Here is an 18,047-nt window from a genome sequence, read left to right on the forward strand (position 1 = left end):
AATTAAACTTATATTACTGATTTCTCACCTGAGTGTCATTAACAATTCTCGGTGTCACAAAGATCAACAACTCTTGTTTATTATCTGATTTGACATCTTTTCTAAATAAACGTCCCACCCAAGGTAAGTCTCCCAAGAAAGGCACTTTCGTCTGTTGATTAGCTGTTGTTTGTTCAAACACCCCGCCCAGAATCACCGTTTCACCATTATCGACCAACACATTGGTATTAATCGTGTTTTTATTCAAGATCAATTCACCATTTGGTGCTTGGTCAGCAACTGAGTCTTTGGAAATATTCAACAGCATCTGGATTTTACCATCAGGTGTAATACTTGGTGTGACTTCAAGACTGAGTAAAGCTTCTTTAAATGAAGTGGTTGCAGTGGAACCTGCCGCAGAGTTTGTGGTGGACTGATAAGGTACTTCCTGCCCCGTTGCAACTTTGGCGGTTTGTTTATCGGCAGTCATGACTTTTGGCGTTGAAATCACTTCACCATAACCATCTGCTTGTAATGCAGATAATTCCAAATCCAGCATAAAGTCAGACAAACTAATTAAGCCAAAGGCAATTTTACTCGCACCCGCAGAAGTGACACCTAAGTCTACATTCAGGTTATCTGGGCGTTCGATGGTGTATTTACCATCGTCATCTGGTTCACGCAGATTCCATAAAGTGGTTTCACTACCACCGACCAACAAATCATTATTTTTGGTAATCCCCTGTGAAAGCACACCCCACTTCACCCCCATTTCTTTGGTAAATGAAGTGCTTGCTCGCACAATCCGCGCCTCCACCATCACCTGCTTAACACGCACATCCAATAAATCAATCATTTTACGAATCTGATCAATTTTCTGTGCAGTATCATTAATGATTAAAGTATTGGTCCGCGGATCAATCGACACAGTACCTCTTGGACTCAGCAAACTACCAACACTATCACCTAGCGGCTCTGAACCACCTGATGATGAACCTGAGCTTGAGCTGTTTTTACCTTGAGTCATCAATTTTTCAATATCGGCGGCTTTCGCATAACTGAGTTGAATATATTCAGTTTGTAATGGTGCAAGCTTGACACTTTGCGCAATCGCTTTGGCTTCTTCTTCCTCAGCTTTGGTTAATTCAGTAACAGGCGCAATCCAGATCACATTACCATTACGGCGTTTATCCAGATTTTTAGTTTTTAAAATAATATCTAAGGCCTGATCCCACGGTACATCCTTTAAGCGTAGAGTAATATTGCCCTGTACTGAATCTGCCGTCACCATATTGATATCAGTAAAATCTGCCAATAACTGAAGTACACGACGCACTTCAATATCTTGGAAATCTAGAGAGATTTTTTTACCACTATAATTTGGCGTAGAACGTGCACCTAACTGATTACGCTCCACTGGACGTTTAAGGCTTAAAGTCAGCTTATTTTCTGCCTGATATGCCATATATTCATAGCTACCAGCAGATTGCACCACGATTACCCCATTGCCGCCTTCATTATAGGCATCCACACTCGCAACTGGCGTAGCAAAATCATTGACATTTAAACGTCGTGCCAAATTGGTCGGAATTTTATTTCCTAGCATACGCACAACAATTTTACTGCCTTGTTGTTGTACATCGACAGGCGTATTACTGCCAAGCAAATCGATAACCACTTGACCTTCGCCCTGCGAGCCGCGCTGAAAACCAATATTAGAAACCCCTTGCTGAATATTCGTTGCCGCTGGCATAGCAACAGCGGCAGGGGTCATTACTTGTTGGGCACTATTAATCTTTAAAATAAAAGTATTGCCTTCAACACGAGTGGTAAATGCACCCGCATCTTTTAAATTGACCGTTAGACGCGAACGCTGTGCATCAGACATGACATCGACACTGCTGGCTTCATTGGTCGCGACAGCAATAGTATTTTGTTTAAGACCCAACTGAGCCTTATCAAAATCCAAAATCAGTCTGGATGGCTGTTCCATTTGATATGCTTGTGGCTGCGGTGGCAAACCATTGAACATCACACGGATTTCTGTCCCCTGTCCTGCGATATTCATGGGCACAATATTGGTAATACTGACCTGCGCACTAGCCACTTGCATGATTGCAAATGCAACCGCACCCATTGAAAACTGTCGAACTGTATGATTCATTGACTCACCATCCCCAATCAGAAATTTTTTTAAACCCTTTTTCATTGTTATTCCTTTCATACTTAAGGCTCAGGCCCAATCAGAACCAAGGTACGCGGACGCTCAACATAACCATCTCGACCATCTGGTACAATTTCAACCAAATCAATTTGTGTCGGACTGATTCCGACAATTCGCCCTTGATTCATTCCCATATAGCTTCCAACCTGAACCCGCTCAACTTGTCCATCAGGCGTCTGAATTAATGCAAGAATCTTTCCATTTTGGCTACGCATACTGCCTTTCATATTTAAAGATTCGAGTGCGTAGCTTTCAAGTGGTTGCGGCTGACGATTAAAGTTCGGATAAACCCGTTTACCTGCCATAATTTTGAGTTCAGCTGCCAAAGAGCTAGGTAAAAATGGGCTTTTCAACTGCATGGCTGAATAGGTAAAACTCGGCACAGGCGTAAAAACAGGTGCAGGTTCAATCGGCAAAGGTGGCTGATTACGAATGGCTGCCATTTGTTCATTTACAGCATCAATACGTGAATCACAACCAACCAAACCACAACATACGATTGCCATGAAAATACTATGTTTTTTCATTATTTTGCCCCCGCTGCAACTGGAGCAGAAGCACCACTCGCCTGATCATCCGCACCTATATATCGATAGGTTTTTGCTTTCAAGGAATAACTAATTTCAGGAATATCTGCTTTTTCTTTAACCTGCTTTCCTTCAATAACAAAATCATGCAAAGTCACAATACGTGGTAGTGCTGCAATAGCACTCACAAATGCACCAAAGGCATGATAATCCCCAGTCGCATCAATCGAGATCGGCTGCTCAATAAAGAATTCTTGTTTAACTTCATTTTCCAGACGAATATTTTTAAATTTAAGTCCAGAATTTACTCCTGTCATATTGATATCTTCAACAAGACTTGGAATTTCTGTTTCTTTTGGGAGTTGTGCCAATTGCTGATTAAAATTCGATTCCATTTCCTGCAACTGAACCTGATATTGCTGCAAGTTACGTAATTTTGAATCCTTTTCACGAAACTCGTTGAGCAAATTCTGCTCTTGTGCCTGAGCTGTTGAGATCGCATCCAGTTTAGGCTTAATGGCTAAAAAATAGCCCAAAGCACAGACGGCGAAGAAAATAAAAATCCAGCAAGTAATCTTAACTGAGAGTGGCCATCCCCCGTAGTTATTCATATCCAGCGTATTAAACTGCTGAAGAAATTTATCTAAGGTCAATTTCTTTTTCTTTGGTGCAGCAACTTCAGGATCTAGTTCATTGAATTCATCACGACTCATTGTGCTGCCCCCGTATTTGAACCTGATTGATCGTTATTATCTTCTGTAACTGATGCCCCAATTTCACCCAAATCTGTGGTCACAACGAAAGTACCATAACTTTCTTCGACGCGCGGCACCACAGAGCTTTGATTCTGATCTTTTTTATCATCTGCCGCCAAGAAGGAGTTCATAAAGGCATTACGATACCACGGCGAAGCCTCTAAGTTACGCAACAACTCTGCAACAGTATTTGGACTTTCCGCTTTGCCTTCAATGGTAAATTTATCGCCTGTACGACTGAATTTGGTCAGATACATATTACTTGGTGTTACCCGCACCAATTCATCAATCAAGCGAACCGTTACTGGACGTTGACCTTCCAAACCTTGAATCAGCTTCATACGCTCTACAATCGCATTTCGACGCTCTTGTAAGCCATTCAGTGATTTCAACTGCGTATCCAGATTCTGGTTAGTGCTGACAACCAATTGATTGGCTTGTTCTTGATCATTAAGCTTATGATCATAAAACAACCAAGCCAAGACCACAGCCACTACCCCAAGTACTGCAACCGCAGCACTAAATGCAATAAATTGTTTCTTGCGCTGTTCTCTTAGCTCATCACGCCAAGGGAGTAAGTTAATATTTGCCATTAATCAAAACTCCTCAATGCCAGACCACATGCCACCATTAAAGAAGAGGCATCATTTTCAATTTTTTTGATATCTACCTGAGGAGAAAAACCCATTTGTAAAAACGGATTAGCAGTGGTAACGCGATAACCTAATTTTTGTTGTAGAAGTTTTGGCAAGCCAGAGATGTTGGCATTACCACCAGCCAATAAGATATGGTCAATTTCATTAAACTGTGAGGAAGAAAAGAAAAATTGTAAAGATCGTGCAGCCTGCTGAACCAACGCTTCTAGGAAAGGTTCCAGCACTTCAGTATCAAAATCATCAGGTAATGAGCGTTCTTTTTTAGCACGACCTGCTTCTTCAAAAGATAAACCGTAACGTGTCTGAACGTCCTGCGTCAGTTGCTTTCCACCAAAAACCTGTTCACGGGTATAAATAATCTTACCATTTTGCATGACCGAAAGTGTGGTCATGGTATGTCCGATATCTAGAATACCGACGGTATTAACACCCATCGGCAAAGTATCAGCAAATACTCCAAAAGCCCGTTCCATTGCGTAGCTTTCGACATCAGCAACTTTCGGTGTTAAACCTGCAAGCTCAAGCACTTCTACACGTGTTTCAACGTTTTCGGTACGGGTTGCAACCAATAAAACATTGACTCGTGCAGGATTTGCCAAACGATCAGGCAGCACTTCAAAATCCAGACTAACTTCGTCCAGTGGAAAAGGGATATATTGCTCTGCATCCATACGGATTTGAACTTCACGCTCATCATCCGTCATGTCCGCATCCATTTCGATGATCTTATGAATCACCATGGAAGTCGGAATCGCAATAGCGGCATTGGTCGATTGCGGGTTGGCCAAGTTAATCACTCGCTCCAACGCATCCCCGACTGCTTCCGGATTGAGAATGTTCTTCTCAACCACGCTATTTTCTTGTAAGGGTATCAAGGCATAGCTTTCTACCCAGTAGCGACCGTTTTTTACAGAGAGTTCTAATAACTTAACAGAAGTCGAACTAATATCGACCCCTACTAACCCCTTATTTGGTTTACGATATAACATGCGCACGATAGCATTATCCTATTATTTTTTTATCCCCAAACAAAACAACAAGCTGATCTCGGTCTCTAATTTTATACGGATACAATAAGGCATCTAACAATCCGCATGTCTAAAGGATATACTGACCATCAATTCGTTTGCTATTAGCTCTTATTAAAACTTACTTGTTATGAAAAAGCTATCCAGTTCAGGTCATGTTCATCCATTTTTTTTGGTACTTATCATTATTTTAGTCTCAGTTCCAATGGGTTTTTATGGCATGTATCTCTATATTGCGCCATCCCTACCTGAAATGAGCTCTTTAAAAAAAGCGCCTTTACTAAAACCATTACAAGTTTATACGGCTGATAATGAGCTAATCTCAGAATATGGCGGCAAACTTTCTGTGCCCGTAGAATATAATCAAATTCCACCTACTTTTATCCATGCCTTTCTTGCAGCAGAAGATTCTTCTTTTTTTGAGCATAGTGGCATCAGCTTTAAAGGTTTAGGTCGTGCAGTCAGTGAAACCATTACAGGTTCTGATGTGCAGACAGGTGGTTCTACGATTACCATGCAGGTGGCCAAAAATTATTATTTAAGCCCAGAACGCACTTTAAAACGCAAACTTACCGAAATTTTTCTGGCACGTAAAATCGAACAAAACCTGAGCAAAGAAGAAATTTTAACGTTGTATGTCAATAAAATCTTTTTAGGTAAAAATGCCTACGGCATTGCCGCCGCAGCCAAAATTTACTACAACAAAACTTTAGATCAGCTCAGTATCGCAGAAATGGCCATGCTAGCAGGTTTACCTAAAGCACCATCACGTTTCAATCCTGTTGCGAATCCTGAACGAGCTCTAGAACGTCGTAACTGGATTTTGGGTCGTATGCTACAACTGGGTTATATCACTCAGACCCAGTACCAAACTGCGGTTGCTGAACCGATTAAACTCAATATGCCTGACCGTGGTTTGACCAACCGTTTTCCCTATGTCGGCGAAATGGTACGATCTGAATTGGTCGAAAAATTTGGTGAACAAGCCATCGATTCTGGATATAAAGTTTATACAACCATTGATAGCAAACGCCAGGCTTATGCCGAACAGGCAGTTCAGGATGGTCTGGAGGCCTATGATCGTCGTCATGGTTGGCGTGGCGCTGAAGCACACGATAAACCTTTAAATTCATTTGTAGCTTATGCCAATACCTATCCTGCACAAGTCACCAAAGTCAATAGTTCAAGTTTTGAAGCCTTAATGCAGGATGGATCAACGGTCACTGTTCCTTGGTCAGGCATGTCTTGGGCACGTCCTTATCAAAATGCCAATAGCGTAGGAGGAGCACCAAGCCGTGCTTCACAGATCGTTAAAGTTAAAGATATTGTCCGTTTACGCCCAAATGCAGAAAAAACCTCTTGGGCGTTAGTACAAATTCCGCGTGCGCAAGGACAACTGATTGCTTTAAACCCAAATGATGGTGCGATTGAAGCGATTGTCGGTGGCTATAACTTCTATCAATCCAAGTTCAATCGTGCGTTACAAGGTTGGCGTCAGCCAGGTTCAACTATCAAGCCATTTATATATGCGCTGGCTTTAGAACGTGGCATGACACCCTATACAATGGTCAATGATAGTCCGATTACGATTGGTCGCTGGTCACCTCGAAACTCCGATGGCCGTTATTTAGGCATGATCCCGTTACGTCGTGCCTTATATTTATCACGAAATACGGTCTCTGTACGCTTACTACAAAGTGTTGGCGTTGAGCGTGCGCGCCAATTACTCATGGACTTCGGTTTACAGGAAAATCAGATTCCACGTAACTTTACGATTGCACTTGGAACGCCACAGGTACTTCCTGTACAAATGGCGACGGGTTATGCCACTTTTGCCAATGGCGGCTATCGTGTACAACCTTATTTTATTAGCCGTATCGAAGATGCTTACGGTAAAGTGATTTTTGAGGCCAAACCTGAATACGCGTGTATTTCGTGTATTAATGAGACTGAAAACACTCTTACGGATGAGCAAAAAGCGCAAACGCCTGATGATGAAGTGATTGAAGTCACTAATCAAAGTATGCAGACCGAAGCAACAAACACAGCGTCGCAAACCCAAGCAACAAGTCATTCTGGTGATTATCGTCAGGCGCAACGGATTTTAAAATCCAGCTCGGCCTATGATATGGCCAATATTTTACGTGATGTAATTCAACACGGTACAGGTCGTGCAGCACTCAAAATTGGCCGTGATGATTTAGGTGGTAAAACGGGTACAACCAACGATGCTAAAGACGCATGGTTTGCAGGTTTCAATGGCAAGTTAGTTTCTGTAGCTTGGGTAGGCTTTGACCGCCCAACCACATTGGGACGACGCGAATATGGGGGTATCGCAGCACTTCCAATCTGGATTAACTTTATGGATAAATCCTTACAGGGAACTGCCTCTTCGTGGGTTCAATTGGATAAAAATGCTAAAGCGCCAATATCCCGTGAACAGCCAAATCTTCAGGAAAATAGCAGTAAGAGCCGTACAGATCGCACTTCACCACCGCTTGCGCGTCCACTCTATGTGCCTGCCCCAGCAGCGCCTGCTCGAACATCGGATAATGACTTTGCTGATTTACCAGGTGAAGAAATTCTGATTCCGTCAGAACAGACACCACCATCGCTCAATCAAAATCAGCCAAATCAACCTAAACGTGCTGAGCCTGCCAAACGTGATGCACTTGAGGGTTTAATCAATCAGGTGACCTAAATTTATTCATCCTTTAGACTTGCCTTAAAGCCATCTTTCAAGATGGCTTTATTTCTTTTGGAAAAGATACATTTGAAAATGCGCTGTAAGTTCAAACTGGGTTTGCTGTTCCAATTGCTGTCTTTTTTCAGGCTTGGCTTTATAGGCATAGGGTGTCATTGCAATCAGATTTTTCAACTGATCCTGATCCAAATCAAACTGGCTCTCGACATGTTGTTGCAAGATCAACTCAAAATCGGACTGTAATTGCTCAACAAACTTATTGGGCTGATGGGGTTTTACTTCATCAAATAGCGCTTCACGCAACGCATATAAATGCTCAGGCGCAGGCGTCACCACCAATAAATAACCTTTTGGTTTTAAGGCTCTTAAAATTTCATCTTTCGGAATCGGGCTAAATAAGCTGGTACAAATATCAATACTTTGATCAAGTACAGGTAAGGTTGCGCCTGTCCCCACCACCCAAGTCACTTGAGCGTTAAGCTTGGCCGCACGTTGAACTGCCGTTTTTGCGATATCTAGTCCGATGCATTGCTGAACTTGTTGCTGCATCGCAGACGTGTAATAGCCTTCGCCGCAGCCAATATCCAATAATGTATGCAATTGCAGTTGCTGCAATTGAACCACGACTGCATCACGTAAAGGCTGATAAAAACCTTCGGATAGAAAAAGACGACGTGCCAATACAGACTCAGGTGTATCTCCGGGTGTTTTACTGTGTTTGTGTTGAACCACATGTAAATTTACATAGCCTTGTTTGGCCAGATCATAACTATGCCCTTGCTCACATCGCCATGTGCGCCCGATCAAATTTAAAGCCTGACGACACACTGGACACATCAACACACTCATGATTTTCTCTCATATAAAAAAAGCCAGCTTTGCTGGCTTTTTGAGTTTTTCAGCTTAACGTAATTTTAAAGTCATTAGACCTAAAACCACCAGCATAATGGTAATAATCCAGAAGCGAATCACCACCTGTGTTTCTTTCCAACCCTGTTTTTCATAATGGTGATGCAACGGCGCCATCAAAAACACGCGTTTATTACGCATGCGTAATGACCCAATTTGCAGGAAGACTGAAATCGCTTCCATCACAAATACGCCACCCATAATCGCAAACACGATTTCCTGACGTACCATGACTGCAATCGTACCTAGCATTGCGCCCAGTGCCAATGCACCGACATCACCCATAAAGATTTGAGCAGGATGTGCGTTGTACCATAAAAAGGCTAAGCCCGCGCCGACCATTGCGGAACAAATTACCACCAGTTCAGAGGTATATTTGACATAAGGAATATGCAAATAGTTGGCAAAACGGATATCACCCGCCAGATAAGCAAACACCCCCAAACCTGCGGCAACCATCACAATCGGCATAATCGCCAAACCATCCAGACCGTCGGTTAGATTAACTGCATTAGATGCACCGTTAATCACAAGGTAGGTGAAAATAATAAACGCAATGCCTAAAGGTACTGCGGATAATGGAATGGATAGATTTTTGAAAAATGGAATCAACAAATCCAGCATGTTCGCAGTATGAATCGGATTCGGCTGATGAATCGCGATCACATACAATGCAATCCCTGCTCCAAGTGAAGCCAGCGATGTCCAGAAAAACTTTTTACGTGCAGGCAAACCGGCATTGTCCTTATAACGGATTTTAATCCAGTCATCCGCCCAGCCCACGGCACCAAAGACCACCATGACTCCAAGCACAATCCAGACATAAGGATTGGATAAATCCGCCCAAAGCAAAGTACTGATCCCAATCGATAAGAGGATCAGTACGCCTCCCATGGTTGGTGTACCCATTTTTTTGGCATGGTTTTCAGGTGCGTAAGAACTCACCGCCTGACCATATTTGAGTGCCTGTAATTTACGGATCATCACAGGGCCAAGTAACCAGCCAATCGCCAGTGCAGTCAATATACTGAGTAAAGAACGCAGGGTTAAATATCGAACCACCTGAAACGAACTGTTATAGCCCGCAAGATGTTCAAATAGCCATAACAGCATTTAGAGTTTCTCCATCAAATCTGCCATCAACGTTTCCATGTGGGTATAACGAGAGCCCTTAAACAGGAAACTCATTGACTCGGGTTGATGTTGTTGAATTAAATTCGTTAAAAAAATCAGCGCGTCTGCTTGCGTTGCAAATGCTTTTAATTTTGAGGCATGAACACTGTTTGAAGCCCCTTGTAAAGCCGCTTGAGCAAACTCACCCACGGCGACAATTAGATCCAAAGGGTAATCGACCAGATCACGTCCCAAATCATGATGCTCTTGCACACTTGCATCACCTAACTCACCAATATCGCCCATGACCATGACTTTAAAGCCAATCTGCTGACTGAGTACTTCAGCCGCAGCACGCATAGAGGTGGGATTTGCATTATAGGTATCATCAATAAAGAGATATTGCTGATGCTGAATAAAGTTCAGACGACCTTTTGCACCTTTGGCCTGTTCTAGCCCCTTCACAATATCATCCAGTTGAACCCCAATGGCAAGTGCAAATGCCGCCGCCGCAGTCGCATTCTCTACATTATGCAGGCCTGCAAAAGGCAGATGAATCTGTGCGACACCTTGCGGTGTATGCAGTGTAAACTGACTGGATTGTGCATTAAGTTTAATATCAGTTGCAAAAACATCACCACCTTCTCCAAAAGAAAGTTGCTGTGCAGTTTGTACAGCCTGACGAATTTTCGCGGTAAAATCATCATTTGCAGGGATAATCGAGCTACCCTCTGGCGCAATATGCGCATAAATTTCCGATTTCGCACGGCAAATGCCTTCACGTCCACCAAATTCGCCCAAATGTGCAGTCCCGATATTCAGAATCCCCGCCACCTGTGGCTGCACCAGACCAGAGGTATAATCAATTTCACCCTGATGGCTTGCACCCAGCTCCATCACAGCATATTGATGTTCAGGTTTGAGCTCAAGCAACATCATCGGTACACCCAAATCATTATTGAGATTACCGCGAGTGACTAAAGTCGGTGCAAGTAGTCCGAAAATACTGCCCAACATTTCTTTAGTCGTGGTTTTGCCGCTACTTCCAGTCAATGCAATGACTTTTAAATCTGGATATTGGGCGCGACGATAAGCACCTAAATGACCCAGCGCCAGACGTGTATCTGGCACCACAAGCTGAGCAATATCAACATCTATAGGACGCTCAACAATCGCCACCTGACAACCATGTTGAGCCACTTGTGCAACAAAATCATGTGCATCAAAGCGCTCACCTTTCAATGCTAAAAAGGCATCGCCCGATTCGGCATGACGCGAATCAGTTAAAATCCGTTTGATGGATTGTGTAGGCAGCTTATCTTGATACCAATAACCATGCGTTGCCTGTTGCAACTGTTCAGCCGTCCATGGAGTCAACTCTACCGTACTGGTCGTCGATGTATGCATAAAACTTAAACCTATTGTGCTGGATATGCGCTATGCACTGAATGCGCCTGCGCATCGATTGCAGCCTGAACCTCTACGACATCATCAAACCAGTGTCGCACCCCATCAATTTCTTGATAATTTTCATGTCCCTTGCCCGCAATGACCACAATATCGCCATTTTTGGCTTCATTCACGGCAAATTTAATCGCTTCACGGCGATCTCGAATTTCAAAGACATGATGTAAGCTAAAATCTACGGCTTCACGCATATCTGCAAAGATTTGATTCGGATCTTCGGTTCGAGGATTATCAGAAGTTAATACCACAGGATCCGCACCTTCCAATGCTGCTTGCGTCATCAATGGTCGTTTGCCCCGATCACGATCACCACCGCAACCAAAGACCGCCCAAAGCTGATGCCGAGTATGTCGCTTTAAGGTAGTTAACACTTGGGTTAATGCATCAGGGGTATGTGCATAATCCACCACAAATAAACGCTCACCATCGCGAATCACTTGCATCCGTCCTGGCGCACCCTGAAGCTTAGGCACGGTTTCAATCAATTCAGCCAGATCGAATCCCGCAGCTTCAACCGCAATCAAACTCGCAATCAAATTTTCCACGTTAAACTGTCCCAAAAACGGACTTTGAATCTGGAAAATACCACGCGGACTGCGCAATTGAATCTCTGCACCATGCAACTGATAATTGACCGCCTGCACCAGATAATCTGCGCTTTGATTTTGCAGGGAATACGTATAAATTTTAGGTTGAGAGGGATTGTTTTTTGCCACCTTGAGCATTAAATCTGCGTAATCATCATCTAAATTAATCACCGCTACTTTGAGTTGTTCAAATGCAAATAATCTAGATTTCGCTTCAGCGTAGGCTTGAAGCGTTCTATGATAATCCAGATGATCACGACTTAAGTTTGAATACACGGCTATTTCAATGTCACAACCATTTAAACGTCCTTGTTCAAGGCCATGCGAACTGGCTTCCAGAGAAGCGAAAGCCGCGCCCTGTTTGGCATAATCATGCAACAACGTTTGCAGTTGCAAAGCATCCAGCGTGGTATGTGTCGATGGATTTAAATGCGGCAAAATACCATTCCCCGTCGTACCAAACACCGCACAACGCTGTTGTTGCAGGCTGATTAACTCTGCCATCAAACGTGAAATGGTAGTTTTACCATTGGTACCCGTCACAGCAAGGATACGCGCAGGTTTTACTGGATCGGTTTCTTGCAGATAATCACGCTGCCATCGACCCATTTGCAAACGCACATCTGGACATACCCATTCATTGGCAAGCCCCAGAGACTGCTCACTAATAATTCCCAAAGCACCAGATTCAAGTGCTTTTTGCGCAAAGCTCAGGGTTTTCTCAGGTTGGGAATAACTCGTCAGTGCAATAAAAATTTGCCCCGTCTGAACTTTGCGGCTATCTAGATTAAATCCAGAAAATGGTTGTTTTAGCCATTCAATATCCAGTGCTTTGGTATAAATATCTTGAAAAGAAATCGACATAATTCACCTGATTACTGAATGGTTGGGGTATCGAGTGGTTTATCTAGCGGAACATTCATCAGCCGCAAGGATTCCTGCATAATCTTAGCGAAGACAGGCGCAGCCACCAAACCACCGTAATAACGACCTTGTGGATTTTCCACCACAACAATAATCGCCAAACGTGGATCACTGACTGGCGCAACCCCTGCGAATAGTGCACGATATTCATTATTAGAATAGCCCTTACCATCTGCGCGTAGTTTATGCGCCGTTCCTGTTTTACCACCGACACGATACCCTGGAATATTGGCTTGACGTGCCGTGCCACCCGGCATGGTGACCTGCTCAAGCATCAATAAAACTTCATCGGCTATTTTAGGCGACAATACCTGCTCGCCTTTAGGGACTTCGTCTAACTTATGCAAGCTCAAAGGCATTTTCAGGCCGTGATTGGCAAGCATGGCATAACCTTGTGCTACCTGCAAAATGGTGGCATTTAAACCATAACCATAGGCCATCGTCCCCAATTGTGACGGATTTAGACGGTTAGCAGGTAATAATAGACCACTACTTTCGCCCGGGAATTTGACTGCTGAACGTTGTCCAAATCCAACACGACGAAAGAAGGTCGGTAAGGTATCTTTTGGTAAAGATAAGGCAATTTTGGCAGAACCCACGTTCGAAGATTTAATAATTACGCCACTCACGGTTAATGCACCGTAGTTATGCGTATCCCGAATGGTATGCCAACCCAGTTTCATCGAACCCGGCGAAGTATTGACGATCGTATTTGGGGTGTATTGTCCTGTTTCTAGCGCCGCTGAAACAGTAAACGGCTTCATGGTAGAACCTGGTTCGAACATATCAATCGCACCACGGTTACGCATGGCATCTTTATTGGACAGACCCTTTTTGTCATTTGGGTTATACGATGGCCAACTGCTCATCGCCAAAATTTCACCCGTTTTCACATCCACTGCAATTGCAGATGCAGAGCGCGCATTGTTTGCTACACCCGCAGCGGTGAGTTCACGATACATAATATACTGTAAGCGTGAGTCGATACTTAAGGTAACGTTTTCTCCCGGCTGAACTTCTTTAATCACTTCTGAAATTTTGAGACGATTGCCGTGTTTATCACGAATGATTTTCTGTTCACCGTCAATTCCTGAGAGTTGTTTATTGAGCTGCATTTCCAGCCCTTCAATCCCTTTACCATCATTATTGGTCAGGCCAATAATCTGTGCATTAGGCTGAGGCTGTGGATAGTAGCGCTTATAGTTTTTTTCAGTATAAACACCCTCAAAATTACGCTTTGAAATGATATCTGTCTGCTGTGGCGGAACTTCTTTTTTCAACACCAGATAACGTGAACGAGGACGGTCATTCATCATTTTCTTTAAACTGGCTCGATCCATACCCACAATATCTGCTAATTCGTCCAGATTTAGATTCTTATCAGGCAGTTCTCGTCTTAAACGACGTGCGTTTTCGGGTTCTTTTTTAATTTTTTCCGAAATTTCTTCATATTGTTTTTTAGCTTCAAAATAATCACGCGGATCAATCACCACATTCATAATCGGGGTACTAATCGCCAAAGGTACACCATGCCGATCGCTAATCACGCCACGCATCGCTTTTAACTGTTCAGTACGCAAAATATTGGCATTGGCTTTATTTTGTAAAAAGTCTTTATTTACTACCTGAACATAGAATGCCCGCGTCACCAAAACCACAAAACACAGGAATACCGTGAACCAAAGTAAATAAAAACGCCACATATCAAAAGCAAGGGTGGGCTTTTCAGTAATGGACTGCTGTTTTTTTCGTGTTTGCTTAATGCGCTTATCTACCATACAGCATGCCTTACTTTTTTTGCTCTGGAGTCATGGGTAATGAAATTACAACAGTTTGTGCAGCAGGAGGAGAAAACATCCGCAATTGGGTAACTGCACGGGTTCCAATTTGTGCGGTCGCGCCAAAAGTTTGCTGCTCAATCAGTAAACGTCCCCATTCTGCATTTAGATCATCTTTCTCACGCATATAAGTACTTAAATCACGATAATCATGTCGGTATTCAAACACCTGAAACACCACCATCATGGCACTAATAAACACCAGACTGATCAAAACCGCGTAGGTCACAACCTTTCTAAAAGTCGTTTTACGCGCGGACGGGAACTGTTCTTCTGTTTCCATGATTTGCCTTTTCATACTAATCGTTCGGCAACCCTCAGCCACGCACTACGCGAACGCGGATTGGATTTTACTTCTTCTTCACTGGCACGTAGTCGTGCAATTTTCTTTAAACGTCGTGTATCCACCTGCTTTTGGGGTAAACCCCAGCCCGTATCTTCCGCAAGCGTTGATTCTTTTTGAATAAACTGTTTAATCAAACGATCTTCTAAGGAATGAAAACTGATCACGGCTAAACGACCCTGTGGTTTTAACAACTCTACCGCTTGAGGCAAAAAGATTTCAATATCTTCCAGCTCTTTATTTATGGCAATTCGAATCGCCTGAAAAGTTCGAGTCGCGGGATGCTTATGTTTTTCCCATTTAGGATGAGCCGTTTTGACCAATTCAGCCAATTGACCTGTGGTTTCGATGTACCCTGCCTGTTTAATGACTTTGGCCAAACGACGACTATAGCGCTCTTCACCATATTGATAAATAATATTGGCCAAGTCTTCTTCTTTAATGTCCAGCAACCATTCTGCGGCGGTTTGTCCCTGCGAATTATCCATACGCATATCGAGCGGGCCATCTTGCATAAAACTAAAACCGCGCTCTGCCTGATCCAACTGCGGTGAAGATACGCCCAGATCGGCCATGATCCCATCCACCTGAGTAATCCCAATACGATTCAACTCAGTTTGCAGATCAGCAAAACTGGCATGAATAATTTGAAAGCGGGAATCACGCTGTGCTAACTCATGTGCAACAGACAAGGCTTGTGGATCTTTATCAAACGCATAAACACGTGCATTGGCATCTAGTTTTTCCAGCAATGCCCGCGTATGACCACCGCGACCAAAAGTGCCATCTACATAAATTCCCGTATCACGTTCAGCCAGTAAGGCATCGACAGTTTCATGAAGTAAAACGGAAATATGTGACATAAGGACAAGATCATAAAAAGCTAAAAATTTAACTGCACATTATTACCTTGTTTTGGCAAAGCTCCAAACGACTTTTTGTTGGGAATTCTTATTTTTCATGGGCAAAACCGTTTTTTGGAGAATATTGCAGACAAATCAAGCCTACATGTTCGTTTTTACTCCCCCCACACGCTTTAAAATGTGTTTTAAATTATTTTTTTCACACAAAAGCCGATCTCAGCCTGAATGCTCAGATCGGTTGCTTAGAATTCATTCATACGTCGCTTTTATTTTTCTCTATGGAAGAAAAATAAAAGCGAGTTTTAATAATGATAAAAAAGTCTTTTATATATCCAATCTTAAGGTTTTTCTGCCGAAATTTGGTCATAAATCGCGCCATTTACGAAATGGGTTTTCTGCGCTTTGGCCCAACCGCCAAATACATCCCCAATGGTAAACAATTTAATTTTTGGGAACTTGCCCGCATATTTGGCTGCGGCTTTGGCATCACGTGGTCTAAAATTGTATTTCGCTGCCAGATCCTGCCCCAGTGGCGAATATAAATAGTTCAAATAACCTTTGGCTAAGTTCCGATTCCCATCTTTATCGACAGTTTTATCCACAATCGCGACAGAAGGCTCTGCCAAAATAGAAATAGAAGGATAAATAATCTCATACTGCTCCTTACCTGAACCCTGCTGAGTTGCCAGTAAGGCTTCATTTTCCCAAGACAGTAACACATCGCCAATGCCACGTTCTGCAAAGGTTGTCAGGGAGCCTCGCGCACCTGAGTCTAACACCTTCACATTATGATAAAGCTTTTTGACGAGCTCACGTGCCTTGGCATCATTGCCACCCGGCTGCTTCAAGGCATAGCCCCATGCAGCCAAATAAATCCAGCGTGGTGCTCCACCTGTTTTGGGATTTGGTGTAATAATTTCTACACCCGGTTTGGTCAGATCATTCCAGTCTTTAATTTGTTTAGGATTGCCCTTGCGAACCAGAAAAACGATGGTCGAAGTATACGGCGCTGAATTATGAGGAAACTCTTTCTGCCAATTTTTCTTGATCAAACCCACATTGGCAATTTCATCAATATCATTGGCCAGTGCTAACGTCACCACATCGGCTTGTAAACCATCAATCACCGCACGCGCCTGTTTGCCTGATCCGCCATGTGATTGTTTAAAGTCGACATCTTGTCCTGTACGTTTTTTCCAATATTCACCAAAACTTTTATTGTATTCCTGATAAAACTCGCGTGTTGGATCATAAGACACATTTAAAAAAGAAGTTGCTGCATATACTACGCTTGCACTTGTCCCCAACCATGCCAGTAATACTGTGGATAAAATCTTATTCATTGTCATCTCTTAAATTTGTTTTTATCTACTATATTTTAATGTAAATTTTTTACAATCAAGTACTTATACAATATTTTCAGAAATATATCGCATTATATGCTAAACTAAAAAATATATAATTTGATACACTTTATTTTAGGCAAAATGACTTTGCTTAAAATTTTTCATACTTTATTCATATTTCTTTGTTACAAGATAGTTGTAGCATTAAGTATCCTTAAAGGGATATCTTGATTGATATTTTTATACTTTTGTAAAAATTGTGACATAAGTCGCATTTTTATTATATATTTATAGCCGAATCGTAATTATTTTAGTCTACATTTGTTGTAGACTTGCAGTTCAGCAATAAAAATAGATGCATGCTGGGGGATGTTTGCATGAAAATGCAGTTAATTAAAGTACTTGGTTTAAGCTTAAGTTTGGGACTTTTTTCCCAGTTCAGTACTGCTGCCGTCATTAAAGACACTCAAATCAAACCGAATGAAAAAAATTCATTGATTGAAAAGGCACTGGATCAACAAAAACGTAATCTCTCGTCATTACCAACGACAGATGATGAAATTAAAATGTTGAACACAATTCGTGTTGCACCAAGCCAAAACTTTTTTGCGACTCAACATCAGCGTTTTTCTCGTTTTGTTCAGTCTTTTTTTCAGCCGCATAATTCTTAATTTTTGTTATAGCTGATTAAATTTCACAAAAAGCCTCGCGATTTTTGACTCAAATAATGGTCAAGACGCTAGGCTTTTTCCGTTATACTAGGTCCAATTCCTTTTTTGATTTT

General features: G+C 42.5%; 15 protein-coding genes. 2 read left to right on the forward strand and 13 right to left on the reverse strand.

Annotated elements, in window-relative coordinates; translation table 11 throughout:
- Nucleotides 1–13: 13 nt before the first annotated feature.
- From pilQ to EGS47_RS06025, 5 genes are all read right to left on the reverse strand, one after another.
- Nucleotides 14–2,143 (reverse strand): type IV pilus secretin PilQ family protein, encoded by a 2,130-nt coding sequence (pilQ, locus tag EGS47_RS06005; protein ID WP_171455431.1) that lies wholly within the window; start codon nt 2,141–2,143, stop codon nt 14–16.
- Between the two features lie 62 nt (nt 2,144–2,205).
- Nucleotides 2,206–2,730, reverse strand: coding sequence for a pilus assembly protein PilP (locus EGS47_RS06010; protein ID WP_004991753.1), 525 nt, complete (start codon nt 2,728–2,730; stop codon nt 2,206–2,208).
- The gene (locus EGS47_RS06015) at nt 2,730–3,443 is read right to left on the reverse strand and encodes a type 4a pilus biogenesis protein PilO (protein ID WP_004994371.1); all 714 of its coding nucleotides are present in this window, start codon (nt 3,441–3,443) and stop codon (nt 2,730–2,732) included. The genes EGS47_RS06010 and EGS47_RS06015 overlap by 1 nt, the downstream gene beginning before the upstream one ends.
- On the reverse strand, nt 3,440–4,078 hold the full coding sequence (locus tag EGS47_RS06020; protein WP_125269337.1) for a PilN domain-containing protein: 639 nt from the start codon (nt 4,076–4,078) through the stop codon (nt 3,440–3,442). The genes EGS47_RS06015 and EGS47_RS06020 overlap by 4 nt, the downstream gene beginning before the upstream one ends.
- On the reverse strand, nt 4,078–5,136 hold the full coding sequence (locus EGS47_RS06025) for a pilus assembly protein PilM (RefSeq protein ID WP_125269338.1): 1,059 nt from the start codon (nt 5,134–5,136) through the stop codon (nt 4,078–4,080). The genes EGS47_RS06020 and EGS47_RS06025 overlap by 1 nt, the downstream gene beginning before the upstream one ends.
- A 163-nt stretch (nt 5,137–5,299) precedes the next feature.
- Here EGS47_RS06025 and ponA point away from each other — a divergent pair, with 163 nt between their 5' ends.
- The gene (gene ponA, locus EGS47_RS06030) at nt 5,300–7,870 is read left to right on the forward strand and encodes a penicillin-binding protein PBP1a (protein WP_125269339.1); all 2,571 of its coding nucleotides are present in this window, start codon (nt 5,300–5,302) and stop codon (nt 7,868–7,870) included.
- A gap of 48 nt (nt 7,871–7,918) precedes the next feature.
- On the opposite strand, the gene EGS47_RS06035 is transcribed toward ponA, so the two are convergent.
- The 8 genes from EGS47_RS06035 to EGS47_RS06070 form a co-directional block, all read right to left on the reverse strand.
- Nucleotides 7,919–8,722: a putative RNA methyltransferase gene (locus EGS47_RS06035; RefSeq protein ID WP_125269340.1), complete on the reverse strand. Its 804-nt coding sequence runs from the start codon at nt 8,720–8,722 to the stop codon at nt 7,919–7,921.
- Nucleotides 8,723–8,776: 54 nt separating this feature from the next.
- Nucleotides 8,777–9,895, reverse strand: a complete 1,119-nt coding sequence (gene mraY, locus EGS47_RS06040) for a phospho-N-acetylmuramoyl-pentapeptide-transferase (RefSeq protein WP_004991766.1) — start codon at nt 9,893–9,895, stop codon at nt 8,777–8,779.
- On the reverse strand, nt 9,896–11,302 hold the full coding sequence (locus EGS47_RS06045; protein WP_125269341.1) for a UDP-N-acetylmuramoyl-tripeptide--D-alanyl-D-alanine ligase: 1,407 nt from the start codon (nt 11,300–11,302) through the stop codon (nt 9,896–9,898).
- A gap of 11 nt (nt 11,303–11,313) precedes the next feature.
- Complete coding sequence (locus EGS47_RS06050; RefSeq protein WP_125269342.1) at nt 11,314–12,813, reverse strand: UDP-N-acetylmuramoyl-L-alanyl-D-glutamate--2,6-diaminopimelate ligase; 1,500 nt, start codon at nt 12,811–12,813, stop codon at nt 11,314–11,316.
- An 11-nt stretch (nt 12,814–12,824) separates the two neighbouring features.
- The gene (ftsI, locus tag EGS47_RS06055; protein WP_004991774.1) at nt 12,825–14,651 is read right to left on the reverse strand and encodes a penicillin-binding protein PBP3; all 1,827 of its coding nucleotides are present in this window, start codon (nt 14,649–14,651) and stop codon (nt 12,825–12,827) included.
- 10 nt (nt 14,652–14,661) lie between these two features.
- Nucleotides 14,662–14,994: a cell division protein FtsL gene (locus tag EGS47_RS06060; protein WP_004991776.1), complete on the reverse strand. Its 333-nt coding sequence runs from the start codon at nt 14,992–14,994 to the stop codon at nt 14,662–14,664.
- An 11-nt stretch (nt 14,995–15,005) separates the two neighbouring features.
- Nucleotides 15,006–15,917 (reverse strand): 16S rRNA (cytosine(1402)-N(4))-methyltransferase RsmH, encoded by a 912-nt coding sequence (gene rsmH, locus EGS47_RS06065; protein WP_004991777.1) that lies wholly within the window; start codon nt 15,915–15,917, stop codon nt 15,006–15,008.
- Between the two features lie 338 nt (nt 15,918–16,255).
- Nucleotides 16,256–17,260, reverse strand: coding sequence for a sulfate ABC transporter substrate-binding protein (locus tag EGS47_RS06070; RefSeq protein ID WP_004991779.1), 1,005 nt, complete (start codon nt 17,258–17,260; stop codon nt 16,256–16,258).
- Nucleotides 17,261–17,640: 380 nt separating this feature from the next.
- Here EGS47_RS06070 and EGS47_RS06075 point away from each other — a divergent pair, with 380 nt between their 5' ends.
- Nucleotides 17,641–17,934, forward strand: a complete 294-nt coding sequence (locus EGS47_RS06075) for a hypothetical protein (RefSeq protein WP_004991781.1) — start codon at nt 17,641–17,643, stop codon at nt 17,932–17,934.
- Nucleotides 17,935–18,047: the final 113 nt, after the last annotated feature.

It is taken from the genome of Acinetobacter sp. FDAARGOS_515 (assembly GCF_003938865.1).
Classification (GTDB): Bacteria; Pseudomonadota; Gammaproteobacteria; order Pseudomonadales; family Moraxellaceae; genus Acinetobacter; species Acinetobacter ursingii.

Bases quoted from the DNA above. Each gene is read 5' to 3' on its own strand.
- pilQ (WP_171455431.1), bottom strand. From the start codon at position 2,143: ATGAATCATACAGTTCGACAGTTTTCAATGGGTGCGGTTGCATTTGCA.
- EGS47_RS06010 (WP_004991753.1), bottom strand. From the start codon at position 2,730: ATGAAAAAACATAGTATTTTCATGGCAATCGTATGTTGTGGTTTGGTT.
- EGS47_RS06015 (WP_004994371.1), bottom strand. From the start codon at position 3,443: ATGAGTCGTGATGAATTCAATGAACTAGATCCTGAAGTTGCTGCACCA.
- EGS47_RS06020 (WP_125269337.1), bottom strand. From the start codon at position 4,078: ATGGCAAATATTAACTTACTCCCTTGGCGTGATGAGCTAAGAGAACAG.
- ponA (WP_125269339.1), top strand. From the start codon at position 5,300: ATGAAAAAGCTATCCAGTTCAGGTCATGTTCATCCATTTTTTTTGGTA.
- EGS47_RS06035 (WP_125269340.1), bottom strand. From the start codon at position 8,722: ATGAGTGTGTTGATGTGTCCAGTGTGTCGTCAGGCTTTAAATTTGATC.
- mraY (WP_004991766.1), bottom strand. From the start codon at position 9,895: ATGCTGTTATGGCTATTTGAACATCTTGCGGGCTATAACAGTTCGTTT.
- EGS47_RS06045 (WP_125269341.1), bottom strand. From the start codon at position 11,302: ATGCATACATCGACGACCAGTACGGTAGAGTTGACTCCATGGACGGCT.
- EGS47_RS06050 (WP_125269342.1), bottom strand. From the start codon at position 12,813: ATGTCGATTTCTTTTCAAGATATTTATACCAAAGCACTGGATATTGAA.
- ftsI (WP_004991774.1), bottom strand. From the start codon at position 14,651: ATGGTAGATAAGCGCATTAAGCAAACACGAAAAAAACAGCAGTCCATT.
- EGS47_RS06060 (WP_004991776.1), bottom strand. From the start codon at position 14,994: ATGGAAACAGAAGAACAGTTCCCGTCCGCGCGTAAAACGACTTTTAGA.
- rsmH (WP_004991777.1), bottom strand. From the start codon at position 15,917: ATGTCACATATTTCCGTTTTACTTCATGAAACTGTCGATGCCTTACTG.
- EGS47_RS06070 (WP_004991779.1), bottom strand. From the start codon at position 17,260: ATGAATAAGATTTTATCCACAGTATTACTGGCATGGTTGGGGACAAGT.
- EGS47_RS06075 (WP_004991781.1), top strand. From the start codon at position 17,641: ATGAAAATGCAGTTAATTAAAGTACTTGGTTTAAGCTTAAGTTTGGGA.